Source organism: Streptomyces sp. NPDC002701, assembly GCF_042889045.1.
Taxonomy (GTDB): domain Bacteria; phylum Actinomycetota; class Actinomycetes; order Streptomycetales; family Streptomycetaceae; genus Streptomyces.
Genome location: NZ_JBIAQL010000010.1, coordinates 84,163 through 109,650, shown reverse-complemented (window position 1 = coordinate 109,650; position 25,488 = coordinate 84,163). Strand labels below are relative to the sequence as shown.

At 71.8% G+C, this 25,488-nt stretch carries 23 protein-coding genes and 1 pseudogene; 19 read left to right on the top strand and 5 right to left on the bottom strand.

Features of this window, described 5'->3' with window-relative positions; translation table 11 throughout:
• Nucleotides 1-44 precede the first annotated feature (44 nt).
• The 11 genes from ACFYXC_RS25220 to ACFYXC_RS25170 all read left to right on the top strand — a co-directional run bounded on the left by ACFYXC_RS25220 (nucleotide 45) and on the right by ACFYXC_RS25170 (nucleotide 10,753).
• Nucleotides 45-686, top strand: coding sequence for a helix-turn-helix domain-containing protein (locus ACFYXC_RS25220; RefSeq protein ID WP_388921433.1), 642 nt, complete (start codon nucleotides 45-47; stop codon nucleotides 684-686).
• Between the two features lie 103 nt (nucleotides 687-789).
• On the top strand, nucleotides 790-1,791 hold the full coding sequence (locus ACFYXC_RS25215; protein WP_388921436.1) for an NADPH:quinone oxidoreductase family protein: 1,002 nt from the start codon (nucleotides 790-792) through the stop codon (nucleotides 1,789-1,791).
• On the top strand, nucleotides 1,788-2,996 hold the full coding sequence (locus tag ACFYXC_RS25210) for an acyl-CoA dehydrogenase family protein (RefSeq protein WP_389554132.1): 1,209 nt from the start codon (nucleotides 1,788-1,790) through the stop codon (nucleotides 2,994-2,996). Before ACFYXC_RS25215 ends, ACFYXC_RS25210 begins: the two co-directional genes overlap by 4 nt.
• Nucleotides 2,993-4,078, top strand: coding sequence for an acyl-CoA dehydrogenase family protein (locus ACFYXC_RS25205; RefSeq protein WP_389554131.1), 1,086 nt, complete (start codon nucleotides 2,993-2,995; stop codon nucleotides 4,076-4,078). Before ACFYXC_RS25210 ends, ACFYXC_RS25205 begins: the two co-directional genes overlap by 4 nt.
• A gap of 154 nt (nucleotides 4,079-4,232) precedes the next feature.
• Complete coding sequence (locus ACFYXC_RS25200; RefSeq protein WP_389554130.1) at nucleotides 4,233-5,822, top strand: ABC transporter substrate-binding protein; 1,590 nt, start codon at nucleotides 4,233-4,235, stop codon at nucleotides 5,820-5,822.
• 20 nt (nucleotides 5,823-5,842) lie between these two features.
• A complete protein-coding gene (locus ACFYXC_RS25195; RefSeq protein ID WP_389554259.1) occupies nucleotides 5,843-6,808 on the top strand; it encodes an ABC transporter permease in 966 nt (321 codons plus the stop codon).
• Nucleotides 6,801-7,763 (top strand): ABC transporter permease, encoded by a 963-nt coding sequence (locus ACFYXC_RS25190; RefSeq protein ID WP_389554129.1) that lies wholly within the window; start codon nucleotides 6,801-6,803, stop codon nucleotides 7,761-7,763. The genes ACFYXC_RS25195 and ACFYXC_RS25190 overlap by 8 nt, the downstream gene beginning before the upstream one ends.
• Nucleotides 7,764-7,831: 68 nt before the next feature.
• Entirely contained in the window at nucleotides 7,832-8,725 is an 894-nt protein-coding gene (locus tag ACFYXC_RS25185; RefSeq protein WP_389554258.1) for an ABC transporter ATP-binding protein, read from the top strand.
• Nucleotides 8,718-9,368 (top strand): ABC transporter ATP-binding protein, encoded by a 651-nt coding sequence (locus tag ACFYXC_RS25180; RefSeq protein WP_388921451.1) that lies wholly within the window; start codon nucleotides 8,718-8,720, stop codon nucleotides 9,366-9,368. Before ACFYXC_RS25185 ends, ACFYXC_RS25180 begins: the two co-directional genes overlap by 8 nt.
• Before the next feature lie 168 nt (nucleotides 9,369-9,536).
• Complete coding sequence (locus ACFYXC_RS25175; protein ID WP_389554128.1) at nucleotides 9,537-10,406, top strand: phosphatidylinositol-specific phospholipase C/glycerophosphodiester phosphodiesterase family protein; 870 nt, start codon at nucleotides 9,537-9,539, stop codon at nucleotides 10,404-10,406.
• A 152-nt stretch (nucleotides 10,407-10,558) separates the two neighbouring features.
• Nucleotides 10,559-10,753, top strand: a complete 195-nt coding sequence (locus tag ACFYXC_RS25170; RefSeq protein WP_388921457.1) for a hypothetical protein — start codon at nucleotides 10,559-10,561, stop codon at nucleotides 10,751-10,753.
• Between the two features lie 36 nt (nucleotides 10,754-10,789).
• Here ACFYXC_RS25170 and ACFYXC_RS25165 read toward each other — a convergent pair whose 3' ends face one another.
• Both ACFYXC_RS25165 and ACFYXC_RS25160 read right to left on the bottom strand, forming a co-directional pair.
• A complete protein-coding gene (locus tag ACFYXC_RS25165) occupies nucleotides 10,790-12,019 on the bottom strand; it encodes a phosphodiester glycosidase family protein (protein WP_389554127.1) in 1,230 nt (409 codons plus the stop codon).
• Between the two features lie 80 nt (nucleotides 12,020-12,099).
• Entirely contained in the window at nucleotides 12,100-12,438 is a 339-nt protein-coding gene (locus ACFYXC_RS25160; RefSeq protein ID WP_388921463.1) for a DUF779 domain-containing protein, read from the bottom strand.
• A 234-nt stretch (nucleotides 12,439-12,672) separates the two neighbouring features.
• Here ACFYXC_RS25160 and ACFYXC_RS25155 point away from each other — a divergent pair, with 234 nt between their 5' ends.
• The 4 genes and pseudogenes from ACFYXC_RS25155 to ACFYXC_RS25140 form a co-directional block, all read left to right on the top strand.
• The gene (locus ACFYXC_RS25155; RefSeq protein ID WP_389554126.1) at nucleotides 12,673-13,281 is read left to right on the top strand and encodes an MSMEG_1061 family FMN-dependent PPOX-type flavoprotein; all 609 of its coding nucleotides are present in this window, start codon (nucleotides 12,673-12,675) and stop codon (nucleotides 13,279-13,281) included.
• A gap of 69 nt (nucleotides 13,282-13,350) precedes the next feature.
• On the top strand, nucleotides 13,351-14,220 hold the full coding sequence (locus ACFYXC_RS25150; protein ID WP_388921469.1) for an ABC transporter ATP-binding protein: 870 nt from the start codon (nucleotides 13,351-13,353) through the stop codon (nucleotides 14,218-14,220).
• Nucleotides 14,217-15,206, top strand: coding sequence for an ABC transporter substrate-binding protein (locus ACFYXC_RS25145; RefSeq protein WP_389554125.1), 990 nt, complete (start codon nucleotides 14,217-14,219; stop codon nucleotides 15,204-15,206). Before ACFYXC_RS25150 ends, ACFYXC_RS25145 begins: the two co-directional genes overlap by 4 nt.
• Nucleotides 15,207-15,240: 34 nt before the next feature.
• Nucleotides 15,241-17,325, top strand: a pseudogene (locus ACFYXC_RS25140) (iron ABC transporter permease); the annotation flags it as partial.
• Between the two features lie 22 nt (nucleotides 17,326-17,347).
• On the opposite strand, the gene ACFYXC_RS25135 reads toward ACFYXC_RS25140, so the two are convergent.
• Complete coding sequence (locus tag ACFYXC_RS25135) at nucleotides 17,348-18,247, bottom strand: RNA polymerase sigma-70 factor (RefSeq protein WP_389554124.1); 900 nt, start codon at nucleotides 18,245-18,247, stop codon at nucleotides 17,348-17,350.
• A 201-nt stretch (nucleotides 18,248-18,448) separates the two neighbouring features.
• On the opposite strand from ACFYXC_RS25135, the gene ACFYXC_RS25130 reads away from it, so the two are divergent.
• From ACFYXC_RS25130 to ACFYXC_RS25115, 4 genes are all read left to right on the top strand, one after another.
• Nucleotides 18,449-19,777: a macrolide family glycosyltransferase gene (locus ACFYXC_RS25130; RefSeq protein ID WP_389554123.1), complete on the top strand. Its 1,329-nt coding sequence runs from the start codon at nucleotides 18,449-18,451 to the stop codon at nucleotides 19,775-19,777.
• A gap of 2 nt (nucleotides 19,778-19,779) precedes the next feature.
• Complete coding sequence (locus ACFYXC_RS25125) at nucleotides 19,780-20,265, top strand: hypothetical protein (protein ID WP_389554122.1); 486 nt, start codon at nucleotides 19,780-19,782, stop codon at nucleotides 20,263-20,265.
• Nucleotides 20,262-21,167: a hypothetical protein gene (locus tag ACFYXC_RS25120; protein WP_389554121.1), complete on the top strand. Its 906-nt coding sequence runs from the start codon at nucleotides 20,262-20,264 to the stop codon at nucleotides 21,165-21,167. Before ACFYXC_RS25125 ends, ACFYXC_RS25120 begins: the two co-directional genes overlap by 4 nt.
• Nucleotides 21,168-21,275: 108 nt before the next feature.
• Nucleotides 21,276-21,671 (top strand): hypothetical protein, encoded by a 396-nt coding sequence (locus tag ACFYXC_RS25115; protein WP_389554120.1) that lies wholly within the window; start codon nucleotides 21,276-21,278, stop codon nucleotides 21,669-21,671.
• Nucleotides 21,672-21,821: 150 nt separating this feature from the next.
• On the opposite strand, the gene ACFYXC_RS25110 is transcribed toward ACFYXC_RS25115, so the two are convergent.
• The gene (locus ACFYXC_RS25110; RefSeq protein ID WP_388921486.1) at nucleotides 21,822-21,962 is read right to left on the bottom strand and encodes a hypothetical protein; all 141 of its coding nucleotides are present in this window, start codon (nucleotides 21,960-21,962) and stop codon (nucleotides 21,822-21,824) included.
• Nucleotides 21,963-22,080: 118 nt separating this feature from the next.
• Nucleotides 22,081-25,269: a tetratricopeptide repeat protein gene (locus ACFYXC_RS25105; RefSeq protein ID WP_389554119.1), complete on the bottom strand. Its 3,189-nt coding sequence runs from the start codon at nucleotides 25,267-25,269 to the stop codon at nucleotides 22,081-22,083.
• Between the last annotated feature and the right edge of the window lie 219 nt (nucleotides 25,270-25,488).

The following is a 25,488-nucleotide window of genomic DNA, read 5'->3' as shown; positions in this document are numbered from 1 at the left end:
ATCCCAAGGTTGACAAATGTCTTTGCCGAAACTGCAATACGAAGATGAGTGAGCACCAGGAACACGAGGGTCACGCGGGTCAGCAAGGCCACGAGGACCGTGACACGGAGGGCGTCCTCGCGGAGGTCGGCCCCCGGCTGCGCCGCATCCGCAAGGAGCGCGGCGCCACCCTCGCCGGCCTGTCCACCGCCACCGGCATCTCCGTGAGCACCCTGTCCCGGCTGGAGTCCGGCCTGCGCAAACCCAGCCTCGAACTGCTGCTGCCCATCGCCCGCGCCCACCAGGTGCCCCTCGACGAGCTGGTCGGGGCGCCGCAGGTGAGCGACCCGCGGGTCCGCGCGGCGAAGCCGATCGTCATGTACGGCCGTACGCACTGGCCGCTCACCCGCCAGCCCGGCGGCCTGCAGGCGTACAAGGTGCTCGAACCGCAGCGCAAGCAGGAACCGGACCCGCGGACCCACGAGGGGTACGAGTGGCTGTACGTCCTCTCGGGCCGGCTGCGCCTCGTGCTGGGTGACCACGACGTGGTGCTCGGCGCGGGGGAGGCCGCCGAGTTCGACACGCGGGTCCCCCACTGGTTCGGGTCGACGGGGGAGGGGCCCGTGGAGTTCCTGAGCCTCTTCGGGCGGCAGGGGGAGCGGATGCACGTCCGGGCGCGTCCCAGGCGCGGTGGCGCGGACGACTGACTCGGACAGGCGCCGACTGTTCCCTGAACGGCAAGCGACCGCTTAGTATGCGTTTGACCGTGAGGTGCGAAGAACACAGCCGACAGTCCCGTGGAGGCCCCGCATGCAGGCATGGCAAGTGCACGAGAACGGCGAGCCCGGCGAGGTGATGCGGCTCGCGGAGGTGGAGCGGCCCACGCCCGGCGACGGCCAACTCCTGCTCAGGGTGCGCGCGGCGAACGTCAACTTCCCGGACGCCCTGATGTGCCGCGGCCAGTACCAGGTCAGGCCCCCGATGCCGTTCACCCCCGGCGTGGAGATCTGCGGCGAGACCGAGGACGGCCGCCGGGTCATCGCCACCCCCGCGCTGCCCCACGGCGGCTTCGCCGAGTACGCCGTCGCGGATGCCGCGGCCCTGCTGCCCGCCCCCGGGGCGCTCGACGACGCCGAGGCGGCCGCGCTGCACATCGGCTACCAGACCGGCTGGTTCGGCCTGCACCGGCGGGCCCGTCTGGAGGCCGGCGAGACGCTGCTCGTGCACGCCGCCGCGGGAGGGGTCGGCAGCGCCGCCGTGCAGCTCGGCAAGGCGGCCGGAGCGACCGTCATCGGTGTCGTGGGCGGCACGGACAAGGCCGCCGTCGCCCGGGAACTGGGCTGCGACGTCGTCGTGGACCGGCGCGCCGAGGACGTCGTCGCCGCCGTCAAGGAGGCCACCGGCGGCCGGGGCGCCGACGTGATCTACGACCCGGTCGGCGGGGACGCCTACACGCAGTCCGCCAAGACCGTCGCCTTCGAGGGCCGGATCGTGGTCGTCGGCTTCGCGAGCGGCACGATCCCCAGCCCCGGCCTCAACCACGCCCTGGTCAAGAACTACACGATCATGGGCCTGCACTGGGGGCTCTACAACACCAAGGACCCGAAGCTGGTCCTGCGCTGCCACGAGCAGCTGACCGAACTGGCCGCCCGCGGGGCGATCAAGCCGCTCGTGAGCGAGCGCGTACCCCTGGCCGGTGCCGCCGGGGCCGTGCAGCGCGTCGCCGACGGCGTCACCACGGGCCGGGTCGCCGTGCTGCCCTCCCTCGGGGACACGCTCGCGAACGCCGCCGAGAACGGAGCAGCCGCATGACCGACGCCGTGAGCCCGGCCGGGACGGTCGACGCCGCCGGACTGCGCCGCCGCACCCAGGAGTTGCTGGCCGCCCACCCGGTCGGCCGTACCGACCGGCTGGACTTCCTGAAGGCCCGCTTCGACGCCGGACTCGCCTGGGTGCACTACCCGGAGGGACTCGGCGGCCTCGGTGCGCCGCGCGCCCTCCAGGCCGTCGTGGACACCGAACTGGAGGCCGCGGGCGCTCCCGACAACGACCCGCGGCGCATCGGCATCGGCCTCGGCATGGCCGCCCCGACGATCCTCGGCTTCGGTACCGAGGAGCAGAAGCGCCGCTTCCTCAGGCCGCTGTGGGTGGGCGAGGAGGTCTGGTGCCAGCTGTTCAGCGAGCCGGGCGCGGGTTCGGACCTGGCGGCGCTCGGCACCCGTGCGGTCAGGGACGGCGACAGCTGGGTGGTCAACGGGCAGAAGGTGTGGACGTCCAGCGCCCACCTCGCCCGCTGGGCCATCCTCATCGCCCGCACCGACCCGGACGTGCCCAAGCACCGCGGCATCACGTACTTCGTCTGCGACATGACCGACCCCGGGGTCGAGGTGCGGCCGCTGCGCCAGATCACCGGCGAGGCCGAGTTCAACGAGGTGTTCCTCACCGACGTCCGCATTCCCGACGCACACCGCCTCGGCGAGGTCGGCGACGGCTGGCGGGTCGCGCAGACCACACTCATGAACGAGCGGGTCTCCATCGGCGGCATGCGCATCCCCCGCGAGGGCGGCATGATCGGCCCCGTCGCGAAGACCTGGCGTGAACGCCCCGAACTGCGCACCCACGACCTGCACCAGCGACTGCTCAGGCTGTGGGTGGAGGCCGAGGTGGCCAGGCTCACCGGCGAACGCCTGCGCCAGCAGATGGCCGCGGGGCAGCCGGGCCCGGAGGGCTCCGGCATGAAGCTCGCGTTCGCCCGCCTCAACCAGGAGATCAGCGGCCTGGAGGTCGAACTCCTCGGCGACGAGGGCCTGTTGTACGAGGACTGGACGATGCGCCGCCCGGAGCTGGTGGACTTCACCGGCCGGGACGCCGGCTACCGCTACCTGCGCTCCAAGGGCAACAGCATCGAGGGCGGGACCAGTGAGGTCCTGCTGAACATCGTCGCCGAACGCGTGCTGGGCCTGCCCTCCGAGCCGCGCACCGACAAGGACGTCGCCTGGAAGGACCTGGCCCGATGAGCGCACAGCCCGACCTGCTGTACTCGGAGGAGGAAGAGGCCCTCCGTGCCGCCGTCCGCGACCTGCTCGCCGACCACTGCGACCCGGCCGGCGTGATCACCCGCACGGAGTCCGGCGCCCCGCACGACCGGGAGGCGTGGAAGGCGCTGGCGGACGGCATGGGGCTCGCGGGCCTGCTGGTGCCGGAGGAGCGCGGCGGCCAGGGTGCCACGCACCGTGAAGCCGCCGTCGTGCTGGAGGAGTTGGGCCGCTCGGTCGCTCCCGTGCCGTACCTGACGAGCGCGGTCGTCGCCACCGAGGCGCTGCTGGCCTGCCACGCCGACGACCTGCTGGCCGAGCTGGCGTCCGGCCGCCGTATCGGCGCCCTCGCCGTCGCCCTCGGCGTCGCTCCCGGCGGCGACCACCGGGCCGTACGGGCCGAAGGCGGCGCCCTGCACGGGGAACTGACCGGTGTCGCGGACGCGACGGCCGCCGACGTGCTGCTCGTCCCCGCCGACGACGGCGGGCTGTACGCGGTCGAGGCGGGGGCCGTGACCGTCACCGCGCAGGTCTCCCTGGACCTGACGCGGCCGGTGGCGAAGGTCGTCCTCGACGGAGCGTCCGCCCGCCGGGTCGGCGACGCCGCACCCGCCGTACGGCGGGCCCTGCGCGCCGGAGCCGGGTTGCTCGCCTCCGAGCAACTCGGCCTCGCCGAGTGGTCGTTGACGGAGACCGTCCGCTATCTGAAGGAGCGCAAGCAGTTCAACCGCCCGGTCGGCGGTTTCCAGGCGCTGAAGCACCGGCTCGCCCAGCTGTGGCTGGAGATCGTCAACACCCGTGCCGCCGCCCGCAACGCGGCCGACGCGCTGGCCACCGGGAGTGCGGACGTGGACGTGGCGGTCGCCCTCGCCCAGTCGTACGCGGCGCCGGTCGCCGTCCACGCGGCGGAGGAGGCGCTCCAGTTGCACGCCGGCATCGGTATGACCTGGGAGCACCCGGCGCACCTCTACCTGAAGCGCGCCAAGGCCGACTCGATCGCGTACGGCACGGCGGGCAGGCACCGGGAGGCCCTGGCCGAGCTGGTGGACCTGCGGGCCCCCTGACCCGGCCGCCCGCACGACACGCACGGCGCACTCCGCACGGAGGCCCGCTCCAGCCCCCCGGACAGGAGCGGGCCTCCGCCGTACCCACCCCTCTCATCATGCATAATTGCGATTCGTTCGCAATAACTTATGATCTTCATTAGGGGTGGGCGGTATGAGGGCCCGATCGATACGAGGCATGGGCGCCCTGGCGACAGCGGCCGCTCTGACGGCCGGCTCCGCCGCCTGTTCGGCGCCCGTCGACGGCGAGGGCGACGGCGGGGAAGCGGCGACCTCGGCCGTCGTCGGCATCGCGTACGAACCCGAGACGCTGAGCCCGCTCCTGGGCTTCGGCAAGGACGGCAACTCCAAGATCTTCGACGGGCTGCTCACCCACGACGTCGACCTGGAACTGAAGCCCGCGCTCGCGGCGGCCCTGCCGAAGGTCACCGACGGCGGACGCACCTACACGTACGAGCTGCGCGAGGGCGTGAAGTTCAGCGACGGGGAGCCCTTCACCGCCGCCGACGTCGTCTTCACGTACGAGACGATCCTCGACGAGAAGACCAGCAACCCGTCCAAGGGTGAGCTGGACGCCGTCGACAGTGTCGAGGCGAAGGGCGACGACACCGTCGTCTTCCGGCTCAAGTACCCCTACGCGCCCTTCGCGGAGCGCACGGTGCTGCCCATCGTGCCCGAGCACCTGGCGGGCGGCCAGGACGTCAACACGGGCTCGTTCGGGACGAAGCCGGTCGGCACCGGACCGTACAAGCTCGCCAAGTGGTCCAAGGGCGAACAGCTCGTCCTGGAGGCCAACTCCGGTTACTGGGGCGGCGCTCCGAAGATCGAGCGCTTCACCATGGCGATCATCAAGGACGACGACGTACGCGCCACCCGGCTGCGCTCCGGCGACCTCGACGGCGCGATCCTGCCGCCCAACCTCGCCAAGGCGTTCAAGGGGACGGGGCAGAAGACGTACACGGCCGAGAGCTTCGACTACCGCACGGTCACCCTCCCGACCGGCAACAAGGTCACCGGCGACACCGCCGTGCGCCGGGCCCTGGACATCGCCGTCGACCGGCAGGCCATGGTCGACGGCATCCTCGAAGGCGCCGGAAAGGCCGCCTACGGGCCCGTCCCGACGGACAGCGAGTGGTTCACGAAGGGCACCGAGCGGACGTACGACCCGAAGGCGGCGCGCGCGATCCTCGACAAGGCCGGCTGGAAGCCCGGCAAGGACGGCATCCGTACGAAGGGCGGCGTCCGCGCGAGCTTCCCGCTCTGGTACGTCTCCGGCGACAAGCTCCGCCAGGACCACGCCCTCGCCTACGCCTCCGACGCCAAGAAGATCGGCGTCGAGGCCAAGGTGCAGGCGGGCACCTGGGAGGTCATCGAGCCCCGCATGCCCAAGGACGCCGTCCTCGCGGGCGGCGGCTCACCGGCCGACCCGGACTTCGACCAGTACGCGCTCCTGCGGTCCGACCTGGCCGGCGACGGATTCAACAACATGGGCTGGTACGACAACGCGAAGGTCGACCGGGCTTTGGAGAAGGGCCGCCGCAGCGGCGACCGGGCCGAGCGCAAGGCCGCCTACGACACCGTGCAGCGCGAACTGGCCGGGAACCCCGGCTACACCTTCCTGACCCACATCGACCACCTGTACGTGGTCGACGACCGCTTCGGCCGGCTGACCACGCAGGTCGAACCGCACGACCACGGTCTCGCGGCCGGCCCGTGGTGGAACGTCGAGGACTGGCGGCCGTGAGCCGTCCGCCCTGGGGCCCCATGGCCCGGCTGGCGGGACGGCGGGCCCTGTTCGCCGTCCCCGTCCTCGGGACCGTCACGTTCGGCGTCTTCGCGATCGCCGCGGCCTCGCCCTTCGACCCCGTGAAGGCGTACGCGGGCACGGCAGGGCTCAGCGCCTCGCAGCAGACCCTCGACCAGCTGCGCGCCAACCTCGGCGCCGACCAGCCCCTCGTCACCCGCTGGTGGGAGTGGCTCACGTCCGCCGTGCGGGGCGACCTCGGCGACTCCAGCGCACTGCGGCAGCCGGTCGCCGACGTGATCGGCGAACGCCTGGGCTGGTCCGTGTTGCTGGCCTCCGCCGCCTTCCTCGTGGCCGTCCTGCTGGGCACGCTGCTCGGTGTCCTCGCCGCGCGCCGGCCGGGCGGCTGGACGGACAGGGCCGTCACCTCGCTCGCGTACACCCTGGAGGCGGCACCGCCGTTCTGGCTCGGACTGCTCGTGATGTGGCTGTTCGCGCTCGAACTGGGCGTACTGCCCGCCGGAGGTCTCACGGACACCGGCAGCACGGTGGTCACCGCCGGGCAGGTCGCCCGCCACATCGTCCTGCCCGCGGGCGTGCTGGCGCTCTCCCAGCTGCCCTGGTTCGTGCTGTACGTCCGCCAGGGTGTCGGTGACGCACTCCAGGAGGACCCCGTCCGGGGCGCACGCGCGCGTGGACTCGCCGAGCGCACCGTCCTGCTGGGGCACGCCCTGCGCTCCGGGATGCTGCCGGTGCTCACCCTGATCGGCTCGCGGGTGCCCGAACTCATCACCGGGGCGCTGCTCGTGGAGACCGTCTTCAGCTGGCCCGGCATCGCGGCGGCGACGGTCGAGGCGGCCACCGCCGTCGACTTCCCGCTGCTGGCGGCACTGACCGTGCTCGCCACGATCGCCGTGCTGGCCGGGAACCTCCTCGCGGACCTGCTGTACGGGCTCGCGGACCCGAGGGTGGGCTTCGATGGCTGAGACGGCCCGTACCTCCGACAAGACCTCGGCCACGGAGAACACCTCCGCCCCCGGGAAGACCTCCGCCACCGAGGAGACTCCCGGTTCCGGGAACGGCGGGGTGTGGCGTACCCGCGCGGTCGTGCGGCGCTCCACGCGCGCGTGGCGGGTACGCGGCTCCACCGCCGTCGTCGCCGTGCTGGTCCTGGCCGTACTCCTCGTGCCGCCGTTCGCCCAGCTCGACCAGCAGGCCGTGGACCTGACGGCGAAACTGCGCCCGCCGTCCTGGGAGCACCCGTTCGGCACCGACGACGTCGGCCGGGACCTGCTGCTGCGCTGCGTCTACGGTCTCCGCGTCTCGCTGCTGGTGGGCGTGGTGGCCGCCGTCGTATCCACCGTGGTCGGCACGGCCGTCGGCGCCCTCGCGGGAGCCCTCGGCGGCTGGACCGACCGACTGCTGATGCGGCTCGTGGACATCTTCGCGTCCGTGCCGCACCTGCTGCTCGGCATCTTCATCGTGGCCATGTTCCGGCCCGGCGTCTGGCCGGTCGTCGTGTCGGTGGCGCTCACCCACTGGCTGTCCACGGCCCGGATCGTCCGCGCCGAGGTCCTGTCCCTGCGGTCCCGCCCGTACGTGGACGCCGCGATCTCCGGCGGCGCCTCCCGCCGCCGGGTCGCGGTACGGCATCTGCTGCCCGGCGTGCTGCCCCAGGCCGGGCTCGCCGCCGTGCTGATGGTGCCGCACGCCGTCTGGCACGAATCCGCCCTCTCCTTCCTCGGACTGGGCCTGCCCACGCACCAGGCCAGCCTCGGCACGCTGGTGCAGAGCGCGCGCGGATCGCTGCTCGCGGGCGACTGGTGGCCCACTCTCTTCCCCGGCCTGTGCGCCGTCGTCGCCACCCTGGCCATCGCGGGCCTCGCGGGAGCCTGGCGCGAACGGCTCAACCCGCGTCGCCGATCGGAGCTGATGCTGTGACACCGCGAACCGACCGAGCGGACAGCGGGAACGTCCTGTCGGTACGGGACCTCTCCGTACGCTTCCGGATGCGCGACGGAACGTACGTACGGGCCGTCACGGAGGTCTCCTTCGACCTCGCGGCGGGGGAGTGCCTGGCCCTGGTCGGCGAGAGCGGCTGCGGCAAGTCGGTGCTCGCCTCGGCCCTGCTCGGCCTGCTGCCCGGCAACGCCTCGGTCGCGGGGTCGGCCCTGCTCGGCGACGACCGACTCGACCTCCTGGCCGCCGACGAACGGGTGCTGGCCCGCGAGGTACGGGGACGACGCGCCGGACTCGTACCGCAGAGCCCCGCGGCGCACCTCACCCCGGTGCGTACCGTCCGCGCCCAGCTGACCGAGACCGTGCGGGAGCTGACGGGAAGCGCCGGACCCGAGAGCGTGCGGGCCGCCGCCGAGCGGGCCGCGTTCCCCGAGGACCACCTCGACCGCCACCCGCACGAACTGTCCGGCGGGCTCGCCCAGCGGGCCGCCACCGCGCTGGCCCTCGTCGGCGACGCGCCACTGCTGATCGCGGACGAACCGACGACCGGACTCGACCGGGACCTCGTCGAGCGGACCGTCGACGAACTGCGCCGCCACACCGGCGACCACCGCGCCCTGCTGCTGATCACCCACGACCTGGCGGCGGCCGGACGCATCGCCGACCGCGTCGCCGTGATGTACGCCGGGCGCCTGGTGGAGATCACCGACGCGGCCCGCTTCTTCGGTACGCCGGGCCCCCGGCACCCGTACGCGCGCGGCCTGCTGAACGCGCTGCCCGAGCGGGACTTCACCCCGATACCGGGCATGCCGCCCGAACTCGGCGCCCTGCCGCGGGGATGCGCCTTCGCCGCCCGCTGCGAACGGGCGAGCGAGGCGTGCGCGACCGTACCCGACCTGATGTCCGGCGTGGCCTGCCACCACGTGGAGGTGGCACATGCTTGAACTGCGCTCCGTCACGGCCGGCTACGACCGGCGCGCCCCCGTCGTACGCGACGTCTCCCTGACCGTCCGGGCGGGAGAAGCCGTGGGCCTCCAAGGACCCAGCGGCTGCGGCAAGTCCACGCTGGCACGGGTCGCCGCCCTGCTGCACCGCCCCGACACCGGGCAGGTCGTCCTCGACGGCGAGGCGGCACGCGGCTGGCGCCACCGCGCGCCCAGGGCCCAGCGCACCGCCTTCGGGGTCGTCTTCCAGCAGCCGCGGCTGTCGGCCGACCCGCGGCTGCGGCTCGCCGACCTCATCGCCGAACCGCTGCGGGCCAACGGCCGGCCGACGGACGGCGTACGCGAGCTGGCCGAAACCGTCGGGCTCGGAGCGGATTTGCTCGGCCGCCGGCCGCACGAGGTCAGCGACGGCCAGTTGCAGCGCGCCTGTCTCGCGCGGGCGCTCGCGCTGCGGCCGCGCTGGCTCGTCTGCGACGAGATGACGGCCATGCTCGACGCCTCCACCACGGCCGCCCTGGTCGGCGTCGTGGAGACCTACCGGCGCCGGAGCGGTGCCGGGCTGCTGGCCGTCGGGCACGACCGGGTGCTGCTGGAACGGTGGTGCGACCGGACCGTGGGCTGGGCCGAGCTGACATCGGCGTGAACGGCCGCCGGAGGTGGGCCGGTGAAGTGAACACACAGCGGCAGTCCGGCCAACTCCCCGCACGGCCCTGCTCCTTGGACACGCCGGGACTCCATACTCTCCCCAGTCCCGACTCCGCCGGCCGGGGCGCCCCCGTGGCCCCGTACGGCACTCCCAGGGAGGCATGACATGGCCCTCACCACCCGTCGCAGAGCCCTCACCACCCTCGCCGCCGGCCTGGCGGGCAGCATCGCCCTGCCCGCCGCGTACGCGCAGGCGGGCGAGGACAGACACCGACCGCGTCCCCTGTGGCGAGCCCACGCGCACAACGACTACCTGCACCCGAGGCCCCTCCTCGACGCGCTCGACCACCGCTTCGGCAGCGTCGAGGCCGACATCTTCCTGGTCGACGGCCAACTCCTCGTCGCGCACGACCCGGTGGAGCTCGACCCGGCCCGCACCCTGGAATCCCTGTACCTGGACCCCCTCGCCGCCCGCGTGAAGGCCAACCGCGGCTCGGTGTACCGGGGGCACCACAGGCCGGTCCAGCTGCTGATCGACCTCAAGACCGAGGGCTCGTCCACCTACCTCGAACTGGACCGCCGACTGCGCCGCTACGGGCACCTGTTCACCACGTACACCCGTGGCCGGGTCGTCCCCGGCGCGGTGACCGCCGTGATCTCCGGCGACCGTGCCGCCCGGGTGCCCATGGAGGCCCAGACCGTGCGGCGCGCCTTCTACGACGGCCGGCTCCTCGACCTGCTGGCCCCCACCCCGGCCCCGGCCTCCTTCATCCCGCTGATCAGCGACAACTGGACGCTCAACTTCACCTGGCGGGGCGTCGGCGCGTTCCCCGAGGCGGAGCGGCAGAAGCTGCGCGGGATCATCTCGAAGGCCCACTCCCGAGGACAGCGGGTCCGCTTCTGGGCCACCCCGGACCTCGCCGGACCCGCACGTGACGCCCTGTGGGGTGAACTCCTCGCCGCGGACGTCGACCACATCAACACCGACGACCTCGCGGGCCTGGAGGCGTTCCTGGACGCCCGCCGACGGGCGTAGGGCGCGGGGCGCGCAGGCTCAGGGCCCAGCCCTGCGCCGTCACGCGCAGTCAACACACGTTCGGCGGACACGCCAGCCGCACGGACGAACCTCCCGTTACGCCACACTTGCGGCCGAAAGCCGCGGTGTGGGCGTGGCGGAGGAGGTTGACGGTGGCCATTTCCATCTCTGTGGTGCTGCTGCTCGTGATCCTGGCGGTGGTCTTTGTGCGCAACGGCGCGCTGAAGCTCTCACACGCCGTGGTCTGCGTGCTGCTCGGGTTCTCCCTCGCGAGCACGAGCATGGCGCCGACCATCCACAACGGGCTCACGGCGACCGCCGACATCGTCAGCACGCTCAGGCCGTGAGCCCGCGCCGGCCCGTGCGTGCCGGGCCGGCGCGCGTCACACCTTCGAGAACACGCCGATGCCGTTGGGCACCGGGCGTTCGGCGCCGCCGCTGGGATGGTTGCGCACGGTCGCGGTGGACGACCCCGGTTCGCGGGCGACCAGCGTGCTGGAGCCACCGCCGTCCAGGCTGAACGCGTCCGCCGAGCCCAGCTCCTTCATGGTGGCGGCGACCTCCGCGACGGTGAGACCGCTGCGGAACTCGGGCGCCCCGTCCAGCGCCAGGAGCCAGAGCCGCCCGCCCCCGTCCGAGACGCCCGCCGCGGTCCGCACCGCCGCCGTCACGTCGTCGAGCCCGGCGAGCGGCCGGCCGCCCCGCAGCACCGGGTAACCGCCGACGGCGAAGTGGTACGGGGTCTTCGACGCGGCCGCCACCAGGCGGTGCCGCACCTCGACCCGCTCGCCCACGGACAGTTTCCGCAACTGCTGGGCGCCCGTCTCCCGGCCGACCAGCACGGTGGTGTCCGGGGCGATGGGTCCGCTGCCGGGGGTGTCGGCCGCGGACATGACCTGGCCGTCCTGGACCGTCACCTCGTAGGTGTCGGTGGTGCAGGGCGCGGCCCGGTCGGTGTCGGTCCCGCAGGTGGCCCGCACCCGGGACGCCTGACCCCAGTCGGCCGTGAACGCTCCGACGGATCCCACGGGCAGCGCGTACTGGTTGAGGCCGCCGAGTGGCAGTGTCGCCTCCGTGGTGGCGACGGAGCCGTCGAGGGCCAGGCTGTCGAGGAGGGCCCTGCCGTCCGTGCCCACACCGAGGACGTCCTTGGTGCTCGTGCCGGGCGGCAGGGCGGGACCGAAGCGCTGGCCGTCCGGGACCGCCGCCTTGAGGGTGTGTCCGTTCGCGACGGCCGGGCCGACGGACGCCCCGGTCGCCTCGACGCCGGGGTGCTGGGTCTCGGTGATGTTGAAGAAGTCGCCGTTGACGCCGGCCACGGCACCCTGGGCGTCGGCCAGCTGCGAGACCGTGGACCTGGCCGCGACCGCGCCGGGGTGGAGCAGATCGACACTCACCCGGGGATTGCGCAGGTCGACGCTCAGCACATGTGCGTGTGCCACACCCTTGGCGGCCGGGATGTCGAACTCCGTGTAGCTCACTCCGGGCGCGATCCGGCTGAAGCCCGGCGTGCCGCTGGCCGGTGCCGCCCCGGCGAGGGCGCCGCCGGCCAGCGCGCTCCATGCGGCGAAGACCGTCAGTGCGGTTCTGAGTCGTCCGGTGCGTCGTGTCACGGTGCCCCTGCTCTCCGCTGTCTCCTCAAATGGCCCAGGACACAGGGGAGTTCACCACAGGAAGGGTGCCGTGGCGACGACTACGTGCCGACGAGGCGCGAACGGGTCAGGAAACGTACCCCTTCGGGTGCCTCCAAGGAGAAGCCGCTGCCCCGCCCCTCCACCACGTCCACGATCAGCCGGGTGTGGCTCCAGACCTCGTACTGGCTCCGTGACATCCAGAACGTGACCGGCTCCCCGACCCCCTCGACGGCCAGTGAGGCGAGCAGCACGTCGGAGTCGCCGGTCCTGAACTCGCCCTCCGGGTAGCACATGGGCGCGCTGCCGTCGCAGCAGCCGCCGGACTGATGGAACATCAGCGGACCGTGCGCGGCCCGCAGTCTGCGCAGCAGCTCGGCCGCCGCTGGTGTCAGCTCCACGCGTGGGGCGGATGGGGGCACTGTGCATCACTCCTCAGCGCTACGGGCGTACCTCTGCCGTTACGGGCGTACCACTGCCACTACCGGCGTACCAGTGCCGCGGACCCTACCGTGCCGTCCGGCTCCCTCCGGTGCGGCCGGGAGCGACCGGATCGTTAGGTAAGGCAAGCCTTAGATCGGATAATGTTCTGCGTGCAACTATTTTGCCGGACGCACGTATGTTTGGAGTCGGCCTTGCCGCACACGATCGACACCGCCGCCGGAAAAGGGCCGGACGCCGTGACCGAGAAGGGTGCCGAGGCGGGCGCCGAGGAGGGCTGGGTCGAGCTGAGGTCGGGCGCCGAGCTGCGCGAACTCCTCGGGGAGCCCTGGCCCATCGTGATCGACAAGGTCCATGACCGGCTCGCCGACCTGGACCGGGACATCATCTCCCGCTCGCCCTTCTGCCTGCTGGCCACCTCCGACTCACGCGGCAACTGCGACGTCTCGCCGCGCGGGGACGCCCCGGGCTTCACGCATGTCGTCGACTCCGGCACCCTCGCCCTGCCCGACCGGCCGGGGAACCGGCGGGGCGACAGCTTCCACAACATCCTCGACAACCCGCACGCCGGCCTCCTGTACCTGGTCCCCGGTGGCAAGGAGGTCCTGCGGGTCAACGGCAGGGCCCGCCTCCTGACCGACGCCCCGTTCTTCGACGCGATGACGGTGAAGGGTCAACGGCCCACGCTGGCGCTGCTGTTGGAGATCGACGAGATATACCTGCACTGCCCGCAGTCGCTGCGCCGCTCGGGCGTGTGGGATCCGGCCTCGTGGCACCCGGAGCCGGGACTTCCGCAGCCGTGAGGGACCGGTCCGGCCGGGATGCGGACACCCCCTGTCCAGCACAAATAAGGGTAGGCTAACCTTCGCCAGGTGAGATCTGGTGAAGAAACAGCCGACACGCCACGTTTGCGTGGACATGAACTGTCGGCCACGAGTGTGACCGTGTCGTACGACGGCGTCGACGTCGTGCACGGCGCCGCGGTCGCGCTCCGGCCCGGCGAGGTGACCGTCCTCGTCGGCCCCAACGGCAGCGGCAAGTCGACGCTCCTGCGGACGATCGCCCGGCTGCAGCGGGCCCGCCACGCCACACTCAGGATCGACACCGACACCGACGGCCTCGCCCTGCACGCCCGTGAGTTCGCGCGGCATGTCGCCCTGCTGACCCAGGGCCGGCCCACCCCCGGCGGACTGACCGTGCGGGACGTCGTCGAGTTCGGCCGCTACCCCTACCGCGGCCGGTTCGGCCGGCCCGACCCGGACGCCTCGGCCGCGGTCGACCGGGCGCTCGCGCTGACCGGTGTCACGGACCTCGCCGAGCGGGGTGCGGACCATCTGTCCGGCGGGCAGCTGCAGCGGGTGTGGCTCGCCAGCTGCCTCGCCCAGGAGACCGGCGTCGTGCTCCTCGACGAGCCGACGACCTACCTCGACCTGCGGTACCAGATCGAACTCCTCGACCTCATCCGCGACCTGGCGGACGAACACGGAATCGCCGTCGGAGTCGTCCTGCACGACCTCGACCAGGCGGCCGCCGTCGCCGACCGGATCACCCTGCTCGAAGCGGGCCGGATCGTCGCCGACGGCCCGCCCGAGGACGTCCTGACACCGGAACGCCTCACCGCCGTCTACGGCATCCGGATCGACGTCGACACAGACCCCCTCACCGGCCGACTGCGCACCCGCCCGATCGGCCGACACCACACCCGACACATGCTTACCGAAAGGCTCGGCACCACCTCATGAGACGCCTCCTGCTCACCGCGGCCGCCACCACCGCCGCGGCGCTCACCCTTGCCGCCTGCGGCACCACCGAGCCCGCCGCCGACAAGACCGACAAGACCGACAAGAGCTCCGAGGCCATCACGCTCACCGACGCCTCCGGCAAGAAGGTGAAGCTCGACGGCCCGGCCACCAAGGTCGTCGCCACCGAGTGGAACGTGACCGAGAGCCTCGCCACCCTCGGCGTCGACCCGGTCGGCGTCGCCGACGTCAAGGGCTACAAGATCTGGGGCTCGGCCGTCCCGCTGAAGAACGAGCCGAAGGACATCGGCACGCGCGGCGAGCCGAGCATGGACACCGTCGCCTCCCTCTCGCCCGACCTCGTCGTGGCCACCTCCGACCTGCCGCCCGCGGCCCTGAAGCAGCTGCGCGAGATCGCCCCCGTCCTGGAGGTCAAGTCCGCCGACGGCTCCGACCAGATCGGACGGATGCTGGGGAACCTCGACCTCATCGCGAAGGCCACCGGCACCACCGACAAGGCCAAGACCGTCCGCACCGACTTCGAGGCCAAGCTCGCCGAGGGCAAGAAGACCCTCGCCGACGCCGACCTCGCCGGCACCGGGATCGCCTTCGCCGACGGTTACGTCACCTCCAACCAGGTTTCCCTGCGCCCGTACACCGGCGCTTCCCTCATCGGGACCGTCAACGAGCGGCTCGGCCTCAAGAACGCCTGGAAGGTCAAGGGCGACGCGGCCTACGGCCTCGGCACCACCGATGTCGAAGGTCTCACCGACCTGCCGAAGGACACCCAGTTCGTCTACATCGGCAACGACGACGACAAGAGCAGCAACCCGTTCACCGGCGTGCTGACGAAGAACGACGTCTGGAAGTCCCTCTCGTTCGTCAAGGCCGGTGACGTGCACCGACTGCCCGACGGCATCTGGATGTTCGGCGGCCCCGGATCGATGGAGGCGTACGTGGACGCCATTGTCGACGCGCTGACGAAGTGACGACAGCAGCGAAGTAACGGAGACAACGGAAGCAACGGAAACAACGGAAGTCATGGCCGTCACCGCAACCTCCCCCGCCACCCGTCCGTCGACAGCAGCGTCCTGGACGGGCGCGGCCGCGGTGACGGCCGCCCTCGTCCTCGTCGTCGCGGCCCTCGCGGTCGTCGACATCGCGCAGGGCACCGCCGCCGTCGGACCCGCCGAGGTGTTCAAGGCCCTGACCGGGCAGGCCGACACGGCCGACGCGTCCGTCGTGATCGCCTCACGGCTGCCGCGGATGACCGCCGGCATCCTGGTCGGCGTCATCCTCGGCGTGGCGGGCGCCGTGCTGCAGGCCGTCAGCCGCAACGTACTCGCCTCGCCCGACACCCTCGCCGTGAACGCCGGGTCGTACCTGGCCCTGGGGCTGGTCGGCGCCACCGGCGTCTCGCTCCCGCTGCTCGCCTCCTCCGGCGTCGCCTTCGCCGGCGGACTCCTGGCGGCGTCCGTCGTACTCGCCCTGTCCGGCCTCGGTACGGGCACCGTACGGCTGGTCCTCGCCGGCACCGCGCTGGCGCTCGGCCTGAACTCCGTGACGGAAGGTCTGCTCCTGCTGTTCCCCGAGCAGACCGAGGGCCTCTACCAGTGGAACCAGGGCAGCATCAGCCAGAACGGCTTCGGCGGCGTCCTGCAGATGCTGCCCATCGCCGTGATCGGGCTCGCCGGACTGCTGCTCGTCGCCCGCCGGGTCGACGCGCTCGCCCTCGGCGACGACGCGGCGAGCGGTCTCGGCGTCCCGGTCCGCGCCACGCGCGTCACGGTGGTCGTCCTGGCGGCACTGCTGTCCGCGGCGGCGGTCACCCTCGCCGGGCCCATCGGATTCGTCGGCCTGTGCGCACCGGCCCTGGTGCGCCCCCTCGCCCGCCGCTTCCGGGCCTTCACCCGTTCCCGTACGGCCATGCCCGTGGCGGGCCTCGTCGGCGCGGGACTGGTCCTCGGGTCGGACGTGCTGCTGCGCGCCCTCGTCCCCTCGGACACCGCGGTCGCCGTGCCCACCGGCGTCGTCACCAGCCTGGTCGGCGCCGTCTTCCTGGTGGCGATGGCCCTGCGCCTGCGGGACACGTCCGGAGCCGAGGCACCGGACCGGCTGCGCATCCCCGGCCGGACGGCGTTCCTGGTGACCCTGGCCGTGCTCGTCGCCGCGGTCGTCGGCGTCGCACTCGCCGGCGTCCTGCTGGGCGACAGCAAACTCCTGCTCGGCGACGTCGCGAACTGGGCACAGGGACGGGCCGGCCAGGCCGTGTCCTTCGTCCTGGAGACCCGGGTGCCCCGGGTGCTCGCGGCCCTGTGCGCGGGCGCGGCACTCGCCCTGGCCGGCACGCTCATCCAGGCCGTGACCCGCAACCCGCTCGCGGAGCCCGGGGTCCTCGGCGTGTCCGGGGGCGCCGGACTGGGAGCCGTCCTGCTCGTCACCACCGTGCCCGTCGCCGGCACCTGGAGCGTGGCCGGCGCCGCCTTCGCGGGCGCCGCGCTGACCTCCGTCGTCGTCTTCGGACTCGCGGCCCGGGGCGGCTACCAGCAGAACCGGCTGGTGCTCGTGGGCATCGGCATGGCCGCCGGCACGGCGGCGCTGATCAGTCTGCTCATCGTGCTCACCGACCCGTTCAACGCCACGAAGGCGCTGACCTGGCTGTCCGGCTCGACGTACGGCCGGACCATGCCGGACGTCCTGCCCGTCGCGCTCGTGCTGGCCGTGGGCCTGGTCGTCGCGGTCGCCCGGCGCACCGAACTGGACCTCGTCTCCCTGGACGAGGACACACCGCGGCTGCTCGGTCTGCGACTGTCCCGCGCCCGGCTCGGGTTCCTCGTGGTGGGCGTCCTGCTCAGCGCGACCGCCGTGGCCTCGGCCGGCACCATCGCCTTCGTCGGCCTGGTCGCACCGCACGCGGCCCGCGCCCTGGTGGGCCGACGGCACGTGCGGGTCGTGCCGGTGTCCGTCCTCCTGGGCGCCGCCCTCGTCGGTGTGGCCGACCTCCTGGGCCGCACGGTCATCGCCCCCGCCCAACTGGGCGCCGGCCTGATGACAGCGGCGATCGGCACCCCGTACTTCCTGTATCTGCTCGTACGCAGCCGACGGTAGCCGGTGCTCGCAGGGGCGGGGCTCAGCAGGGGCGCATCGACGCCACGTAGGGGGCCAGCTTGGCCGGGTTCAGCACCCACATGACGCGGTCGATCCCCTCCGCCGACACGTCGACGCACAGCAGGGCGACCGGGTCGTCGCCGGACCGGACGAGAACCGCGGGGCGGCCGTTGGCCTCGACCCACCGGACGTCCGACCCCGGCCAGAACCGCGGCGCGAAGGCGACGAGGTAGCGGGAGACACGCGACAGGCCGACGACCGGGATCCTCGACGCGCCCCGCATCCCGCCGCCGTCGGAGTAGCTGACGACGTCCGCCGCCAGGACGTCCTCCAGCGCCTTCAGATCGCCCGTCTGCGCCGCGGTGAGGAACACCTCCAGCAACCGCTGGTGTTCGGTCCGGCTGACCTGTTCCCGCCGCTCGGCGGCCAGGTGTCTGCGCCCACGGCTCACCAGCTGGCGCGTGTTGGCCTCGCTCGTCTCCAGAATCTCCGCGATCTGCCGGTAGGGGTAGTCGAACGCCTCCCGCAGGACGTAGGCGGCCCGTTCCACCGGATTCAGCTTCTCCAGGAGAAGAAGGACCGCCATCTCGACCGCCTCGGCACGCTCCGCCCCCAACTGCGGGTCCGGGCCGGTGTCGACGGGCTCGGGCAGCCACGGACCCACGTACGCCTCACGCCGTACCCTCGCGGACTGGGCGGTGTTGATCGCGAGACGCGTGGCCACGGTCGCCAGGAAGGCGGCCGGCTCGACGACGTTCGCGTGGTCGGCGTTCTGCCACCGCACCCAGGTCTCCTGGCAGACGTCCTCGGCCTCCGCGGCGCTGCCGAGCACGCGGTAGGCGATTCCGAAGAGCCGAGGACGCGCCGCGACGAACTGCCGCGTAGCCGCATCGAGGGAGCCGACGTCATCCCCGGTGTGCATCGATGCCCCTTCTGTCCCAGAGGCCGCTCATGCTACAGCGGGCCGATGAGGGCCGACGAGGGGAGCGCGGACAGTTCCGGACGCCGCACGCGCGCCCGCGGGGCGGTGTCTCTCGGTGCGACCGCGGCTGTCACAGACCGGGTGGTCATCCGGTCCTAGCTGGCACCGCGACGAGTCGTCCTCGGGTGAGAAAGGTGAATCATGAGAATGCCCCGCCGCCGGAAAGCGGTCACGTCGTCACGATCAGCCACCATCGCGTTCCTCAACATCGGCATGCACGGGCACATCAACCCGACGCTGCCGGTCGCGGCCGAACTGGTACGCCGCGCACACACCGTCACGTACCACACCTCGCCCGCGTTCCAGGAAGAGATCGAGGCCACCGGCGCGACCGTCCACCTCTACCCCGGCGGCGACCCGGCGATGCCCGATCCCCCGATGCCGGTCACCCTGATGGAGGCGCTCGCGCGCACCTCCGTCCGTCTGCTGCCCGCCGTGCTCACCGACCTGCGCCGGATCCGGCCCGACGTGATCGTCCACGACAGTGCCTGCCTGTGGGGCGCCGTCGCCGCCCGCGAACTCGGCGTACCGGCGGCGTCGTCGTTCACCACGTTCGCCTACAACCGGCGCGTCCCGAGCCCCACCCGCGGTTCCCGGGAACTGCTGGCCGCGGCGGTGGGCCGGCCCCGCAGTGCCGCGGGCTATCTGCGCTCGCGCTGGCAGCTGTACCGCCGCTTCGACACCCGAGGGCTGCCACCGCTCGATCTGGGGAACATCCGGCAGCCCCTCAACCTGGTGTACACCTCGCGGGCGTTCCAGCCGGCCGTCGAGGACTTCGACGCGTCCTACCGGTTCGTCGGCCCCAGCATCGGCGCCCGCCCGGCCGACCCGACGTTCCCGCTCGACGGGCTCCAGGACCCGGTGCTGTACGCCTCGCTCGGCACGGTCTTCGACGCCGGTCCGCGGCTGCTGCGCAGCTTCGCCGCCGCGCTCGCCCCGCTGGGCGGCACGGTGGTCCTCTCCACCGGACAGACCGACCCCGCCGCCCTGGGCCCCCTGCCGGCCAACGTGCTGGCCCGCCGCTTCGTCCCCCAGCCGGAGGTGCTGGCCCGCGCGGCACTGTTCATCACCCACGGCGGGATGAACAGCGTCAACGAGGCCATGTACGCCGGAGTCCCGGTGCTGGTGGTCCCGCAGGGCGCCGACCAGCCGATGGTGGCCGAACGCGTCACCGGTTTGGGCGCCGGCCTGTCCATCCGTACCGCGGACGTCACCGAGGACTCCGTACGCGCCCTCGCCCGGCGCCTGCTCGGTGACGCCCGGTTCCTGGCCGCCGCGACCACCCTGCGGACCGCGCAGCGCGAGGCCGGCGGACACCGACGCGCCGCCGACGAAGTGGAGCGGTACCTGCGAAGGCCGGCCGGACGGGCGCCGGAACCGCCCTCCGCCGCGCCTCCTGTCGTACCCGCTGTCGCGCCTTCTGTCGTAACCCCCGTCGATACCCCCGTCGATCCGTCACAGCGAGGCTGAGGATGTCACCCGTCGTTGTCGTCATGCTGCTGCTCGCCGGACTGTCGGAGGCCGCCGGACGCGTCATGCCGCTCATGGTCCGCCGTCCCGGCGTGCCGCGGAACCGGGTGCTGGGCCTGCTGCTGGCCGGAGCCGCCGTCGAGGGTGCCATGTTCGCGCTGTGGCCGCTGACCGCATGGACCCTGACCGAGCTGCTCGTGTCCACACCCCCGGACGGCGAACTCGTGTGGACCCCCGACCGGCTCGCCCCGCTGCTGTTCGCCGCCGTCCTCGCCTTCCCGCTGCTCGGACCGCTGCTGCACGCGCTGCTCTTCGTGGGGGTCGGTACCGCGCTGACCGGCCCGTTGGCCACCGTGACCGGACTCGGCTGGTGGTCCGCGGCCGGTTGCGTCGCCGTCGCCGGGGTGACGCTCGGCGCCGCCGCGGAGGGTGTCCGGCGGCTGGTCGTACGGAAGAAGCCCACCGGACGTCCTGAGGTGACCGCATGAACGACTTCCTGCTCTGGGCGATCGCGCTGGGCCCCGCCCTGCTCGCCGAGGGTCTGCTGGCCCGTTACGAGGTCCTGGCCTACGGCGCGGGCTGGCGGACCCCGACCACCGCGCTCCCGGAAGGCGTGCCCTACGCCCGGGGCGCCGCGCCCGACAGCCCTCCGGCGGCCTACCTGGTGTACCTGGACGGCATCGGGAAGCGCCGGGTCCGTGACAGCCGGGACGGCGGTCAGCTGGTCAAGGCCCTGCTCGCGGCGGCGCCGGAACTCCGGGTGCTGGGGCAGGTGCAGCCCTACTCGCCGCTGGCCGACCCGCTCGCCGACCGGCCGGTGTGGGCGTGGCTGCGCCGCCGCGTCGGACTGCTGCTGTTCCTGCACAACGTCATGCAGATCTTCGTCGCCGCCGACCACCGGTACCGGCCCCTCTACAACCGGGCCGTCGGAACCCAGACGGCCACCCAGCTCGAACTCGCCGGCTACCGCCCGGGAAGCGGAGTCCCGGTGGTGCTGCTGGGTTACAGCGGCGGCGCCCAGGTGGCCACCGGCGCGGTCGACGTCCTGCACACCCGGCTGCGAGCGCCGCTCCAGCTCATCATGTTCGGCGGGTTCCACAACGGCGCCAACGACCTCACCCATGCGGAGCGCGTACATCGGCTCACCAGCGCGTACGACCGGGTGGAACGGGTCGGCACCTGGATCTTCCCGCAGCGCTGGCCGCTGTTCCGGCGCAGCGGATGGAACCGGGCCGCCCGCGCCGGAAAGATCACCGTGCACCGGCTCGACCCCGCCACCCACGTCGGCCCCCGCAGTTACATCAGCCCCTCGGCACACCTGCCCGACGGCCGCACCCACCTGGACCGCACGGCCGCCACGGTGATCGAGCTGATCCGGACCCGACCGTAGACCGGCACGGTGCCCGCGCACGCGCTGACCGAAAGTCACCTGACAGGCACCAGGAGTCAGCGTGATGCGTACTCTGTCGGTGACGGCGTGTGCGGCGACAGGAGGGTCATGGAGGCGGAGTTGGCGGTACTGGCCACGTCAGGGGCCACGGCGATCGTGCAGCTGATGGCGCAGGACGCCTGGGTCACGACCAAGGACCGGGTGCTGGCCCTTTTCGGCGGAAGAGGGAGGAACGGCGTGGAGGCCGTCGAGCCCGCACTCGACGAGACGCGCGCTGTCGCTGCTGGTGGTGACGACATGTGTCTCGCCGAACTTGCCTCGCAGTGGCAGGCGCGATTGCTCGTGCTGCTGCAGCAGGATCCGGCCGCGGCCGACCAGGTGCGTGCGCTGGTGGCCGGATCACCTGATCAGGCAGGCTCGGTGCACAACGTCATCAGCGGTGGTGAGATGCGGGGACCGGTGGTCCAGACTCGCACCATCAACGGCGGCCTGCATTTCGGCTGACGACCTGTGCCTCGGCCGAGGTCCGTCCAGTAGATGGGGTGGCCTGTTGTGCCACCCCGATGTCGATTCCTGGATGGGGAGTTCGCTTCGGGTCAGGGGTGGGACCCGTTGACGGAATTGACCGACGGCGTGCGCCGACCTATTCGGGAATCAGATGATGATGCAGCGATTCACGCCGGCCGTTGCGGCCGAAGCGGGTTCGGCGGCAGCGGCGGTGGGTGTCGCCACAGCGAAAGCACCCAGCATGACAATGAGGGCAAATCCGGACGCCCGGAGGCGCGTCTTGGACACGTGTGCACATTCCTTGCTTGTTGCCGTTGGCTTACGAACGTGAATATATCACTAATGATCGTCAGCCGAATACGTGCCCTATGCACGTCAGTTCGGTTGCTAGGGCGTAGGTGGTTGCCTATTTGACTACCCGCGAGTCGCCGTCGAGGTCGGCCAAGCGTGCGCTTATTGCGCGGGCTTGCTGAGGGTCGCGCGCCCTTGTGATGTCGAACGCTTGTCTAAGTAGCGTGCGTGCGGCAGTGAGGTCGCCGGATGCCAGCCGCACCTCGGCCAGGACTTGCTGGGCCTGGATTGTTTCGTCCATGTCATGCGTGCGCTCGGCAAGAGAGATGGCGGCCTGCAAGTGATGACTTGCGGAGGTGAGGTCCCCTGTAGTCAGATGGGTCTGCCCCAGGCGCCGTTGGGCTTGCGTCTCCTGGTGGGTCGCGCCGATGTGCCGGGCCAGGTCGAGCGCCTCCGTGAGGTGCCGGACGGCTTCTGCCGCATCTCCCGCCTTGCGGTTCGCTTCGCCGAGTCCGATAAGGGTGTCCGCGCGGCTTTTCCGATCGCCGAGCGCTGTGAATTCGACGAGCGATTCCTGATAGAGCGCCAAGGCGGTGTCCGTGTCGCCCGACTCGGTGAGGACGTCCGCCAGGCTGCCGAGTACGGTGGCCCGGTCGTAACGGCTCCCGGATTGCTCCAGGAAGGAGAGTGACTTCTCGAAAGCCTGGCGAGCCGAATCCAGGTCTCCGATGCGCAAATGCAAGTCGCCGTAATTGTTGAGGGCTTTGGCGACTGCCGTCCGGTCGTCTGCTTCCGCGAATCCAGTGAGCGCTTTCTCGAAATGTCCTCGTGCTCGTTCGTGTTCTCCCAGGAACAAAAGCGTCACCGCGATGTTGTTGTGCCCGCGCGCTTTTCCCCAGGGGTCGTCGGAAAGGTCCGTCAGGCTGAACGACTTCTGGAAGAAGACAAGCGCCGTCCGGTGTTCCCCCAGGTGCCAGTGGAGGGTGCCGAGCGTCCGCAGTGCCTCTTCCTCCGCCGCAACGTCCTCCGTCGTACGGGCGATCTGCAGAGCGCGCTCTCCGCTCTCGGTGGCCTGCGGGTAGCGGCCGGTGTGTGCGTGCAGGGCGCTCAGATGCGACAGGGTCCGGCACAGGGCGGGTGCGTCGCCGGTGCGGGACCAGTGGTCCGCGGCGGGACGCAGGACGGTGTACGCGTCCTGCCAGTAGCACTCCGCAGTGAGGAAACCGGTCATGGCGTAGGCGAGCCGGGCCGCGGACTCCGGCTGGTCATGGCCGCGTGCGTAGGCTTCCACGGCCAGCAGGTTGGTCCGCTCGGCGGCGAGCCACGACCGCCCGGCGTCGGCGTCCAGCCGGCGCGGCGTTCGGCTTCGGGGCGGGCCGTCCGGCGGATCGAATCTCGTGCGGCGGGGGTATGCGACGCGATCCGCACTGTCGGCGGTGACGGTGTAGAAGTCGATCAGGCGGCGCAGGGCGTCGGACCGCTCCTGTTCGCTGTCGTCGATCATGGCTCGTGAGCGGCCGTACTCCAGCAGCAGGTCGTGGTACTGATACCGGTCGGGTGTCGGCTCGCGCAGGAGGTGTGAAGCGAGCAGCGATTCGAGGGTGCGTTCGGTGACGGCCTGTCGAAGGTCCAGCATGGCGCCGGCTGCCTCTGCGGTGAAGTCCCGGCCGGGATGCAGGCTCAGGCGACGGAACGCCGTACGGTCCTCAGCGGAAAGGGTCTGGTACATGAGGTCGAAGACCCGAACCACGTCCTGATCGGCGTCCCTGATCTCGTCCAGGCGGCCCTCGGGACGGGCAAGGCGGTCGGCCAGCGTGGTGAGCGTCCAGGACGGATGGGCCTGGAAGCGGCTGGCCACCAACTCGATCGCCAGCGGGAGGCCACCGCAAAGCCGGACGATCCGGGTGACCTCCTCGGCGTCGTGTGCGGGTTCCACACCCGCGAACGCGCAGAACAGAGCCACGGCGTCGTCGTCGGGCAGAACGTCCAGCGGGATGTACCGGGAGTGGGGGAGGCCGGTGAGATGACGTCTGCTGGTGACAATGGTCAGGGACGGGGAACCACCCGGCAGCAGCGGCCGGACCTGATGGGCGCTCACCGCGTCGTCGAGAACTATCACCGCCCGGCGTTCGCCCAGCATCGTTCGCCACAGGGCGCTGCGGCTCTCGAGATCGTGGGGGATGTTCGCTGCGGGAGCACCGAGCAGCCGTAGGAGAGTGCCCAGTGCCGCGCCGGGACTCAGAGGCTCCCCGGCGGGCGAGTGGCCGCGAAGATCCACGTACAACTGCGCGTCGGGGAACTTCTCGGCGAGGCGGTGCGCGCCACCCACCGCTACGGCGGTCTTGCCGACCCCGGCCATCCCACTCACCCTGCTCACGGACCCGAGGCTGATCACCGCGCTGTCCTCCGGTCCCGTCTCCACCGCCGCGCTCAGGGCCGCCAGTTCGGTGTGCCGGCCCACAAGCGGGGGTTGGTGCGGCAGGTTCCGCGGTGGGTGCGGCGCGGTATGTACGGTCCGGTCAGCCGCGGGTCGCGATGTCGGACCTGTGCGTTCCGGACTGCTCCCGCCCCGGACGAGCTCGGTGGCCGGTCTGCGATCGAGGATTCCGCTGTGGATGCGCTGCAGCTCGGTGCCTGGATGGGAACCGAACTGGGCCATCAGGAGTCGGCGGACCTCCTGGTGGACGCGTAGAGCTTCGGTGTAGCGGTCGTTCCCATAGTGCGCAAGCATCAACTGGCCGACGAGCGTCTCGTCGCCGGGGTACCGCTCGACGAGGGTGGTCAACTCGGCAGTCGGTTCGGAGAATCGGCCGAGCCGTAGCAGGGCGCCGATCCGGGAGACGGTGGCACTGAGCCGGTGCTCGGTGAGCGACCTGCGTACGGTCTCGGCCCATGTCCCGGGCAGACCTGCCAGGGCCTCGCCTCGCCACAGCCCTTCGGCCCGGGTGAGGAGGGTGACCGCCTGTTCGTGGTCCCCGTCGCTCATGAGGTGGCCGGCCTGTGTCACGAGGCGCCGGAAGCGATGCCAGTCCACCGAGAGGCGGGCGGTCTCGAGCGTGTACGTGTGGGCGCGGGTGGTGATGGAGGGCGGCGCTGTCGTGGCGGAAGGATCGACACGACGTAGCTGCCGACGGAGTCTCGACACATAGGTGTGCAGGTTCTCGCGGGCATGCGACGGCGGTTCGTCGTCCCATAATCGGTCGATGAGGGTGTCCACCGCGATGGGACGGTCCGCTGCCAGCGCCAGCGAGGCCAGCAGGACCCGTGCCTTGTCCGAGCCGAGCTCCACGCGTTGGCCGTCCACGCGGAGACCGACCGGGCCAAGTAACTCGACTTCCACCAGTGCCTCCCGCGGTTCAGCGCCATTCGACGAACATGGCGGCGTGGCGGTGGACCTGCTGACAGAAGACCGAGCATGACAGGAAGGGAAGGGTGTTTCCAGATGCGTCCGCGCGCTGGCTGGATCGGCCTCCTCCCGGGGCGCGCGTGCCTGTCTCCCCGCATCTTCCGGTCGGAGACAGGG

Excerpts from the sequence above, each read along its gene's own strand:
- ACFYXC_RS25220 (WP_388921433.1), top strand. The coding sequence starts at position 45 with ATGAGTGAGCACCAGGAACACGAGGGTCACGCGGGTCAGCAAGGCCAC.
- ACFYXC_RS25215 (WP_388921436.1), top strand. The coding sequence starts at position 790 with ATGCAGGCATGGCAAGTGCACGAGAACGGCGAGCCCGGCGAGGTGATG.
- ACFYXC_RS25210 (WP_389554132.1), top strand. The coding sequence starts at position 1,788 with ATGACCGACGCCGTGAGCCCGGCCGGGACGGTCGACGCCGCCGGACTG.
- ACFYXC_RS25205 (WP_389554131.1), top strand. The coding sequence starts at position 2,993 with ATGAGCGCACAGCCCGACCTGCTGTACTCGGAGGAGGAAGAGGCCCTC.
- ACFYXC_RS25200 (WP_389554130.1), top strand. The coding sequence starts at position 4,233 with ATGAGGGCCCGATCGATACGAGGCATGGGCGCCCTGGCGACAGCGGCC.
- ACFYXC_RS25195 (WP_389554259.1), top strand. The coding sequence starts at position 5,843 with ATGGCCCGGCTGGCGGGACGGCGGGCCCTGTTCGCCGTCCCCGTCCTC.
- ACFYXC_RS25190 (WP_389554129.1), top strand. The coding sequence starts at position 6,801 with ATGGCTGAGACGGCCCGTACCTCCGACAAGACCTCGGCCACGGAGAAC.
- ACFYXC_RS25185 (WP_389554258.1), top strand. The coding sequence starts at position 7,832 with ATGCGCGACGGAACGTACGTACGGGCCGTCACGGAGGTCTCCTTCGAC.
- ACFYXC_RS25180 (WP_388921451.1), top strand. The coding sequence starts at position 8,718 with ATGCTTGAACTGCGCTCCGTCACGGCCGGCTACGACCGGCGCGCCCCC.
- ACFYXC_RS25175 (WP_389554128.1), top strand. The coding sequence starts at position 9,537 with ATGGCCCTCACCACCCGTCGCAGAGCCCTCACCACCCTCGCCGCCGGC.
- ACFYXC_RS25145 (WP_389554125.1), top strand. The coding sequence starts at position 14,217 with ATGAGACGCCTCCTGCTCACCGCGGCCGCCACCACCGCCGCGGCGCTC.
- ACFYXC_RS25135 (WP_389554124.1), bottom strand. The coding sequence starts at position 18,247 with ATGCACACCGGGGATGACGTCGGCTCCCTCGATGCGGCTACGCGGCAG.
- ACFYXC_RS25130 (WP_389554123.1), top strand. The coding sequence starts at position 18,449 with ATGAGAATGCCCCGCCGCCGGAAAGCGGTCACGTCGTCACGATCAGCC.
- ACFYXC_RS25125 (WP_389554122.1), top strand. The coding sequence starts at position 19,780 with ATGTCACCCGTCGTTGTCGTCATGCTGCTGCTCGCCGGACTGTCGGAG.
- ACFYXC_RS25120 (WP_389554121.1), top strand. The coding sequence starts at position 20,262 with ATGAACGACTTCCTGCTCTGGGCGATCGCGCTGGGCCCCGCCCTGCTC.
- ACFYXC_RS25115 (WP_389554120.1), top strand. The coding sequence starts at position 21,276 with ATGGAGGCGGAGTTGGCGGTACTGGCCACGTCAGGGGCCACGGCGATC.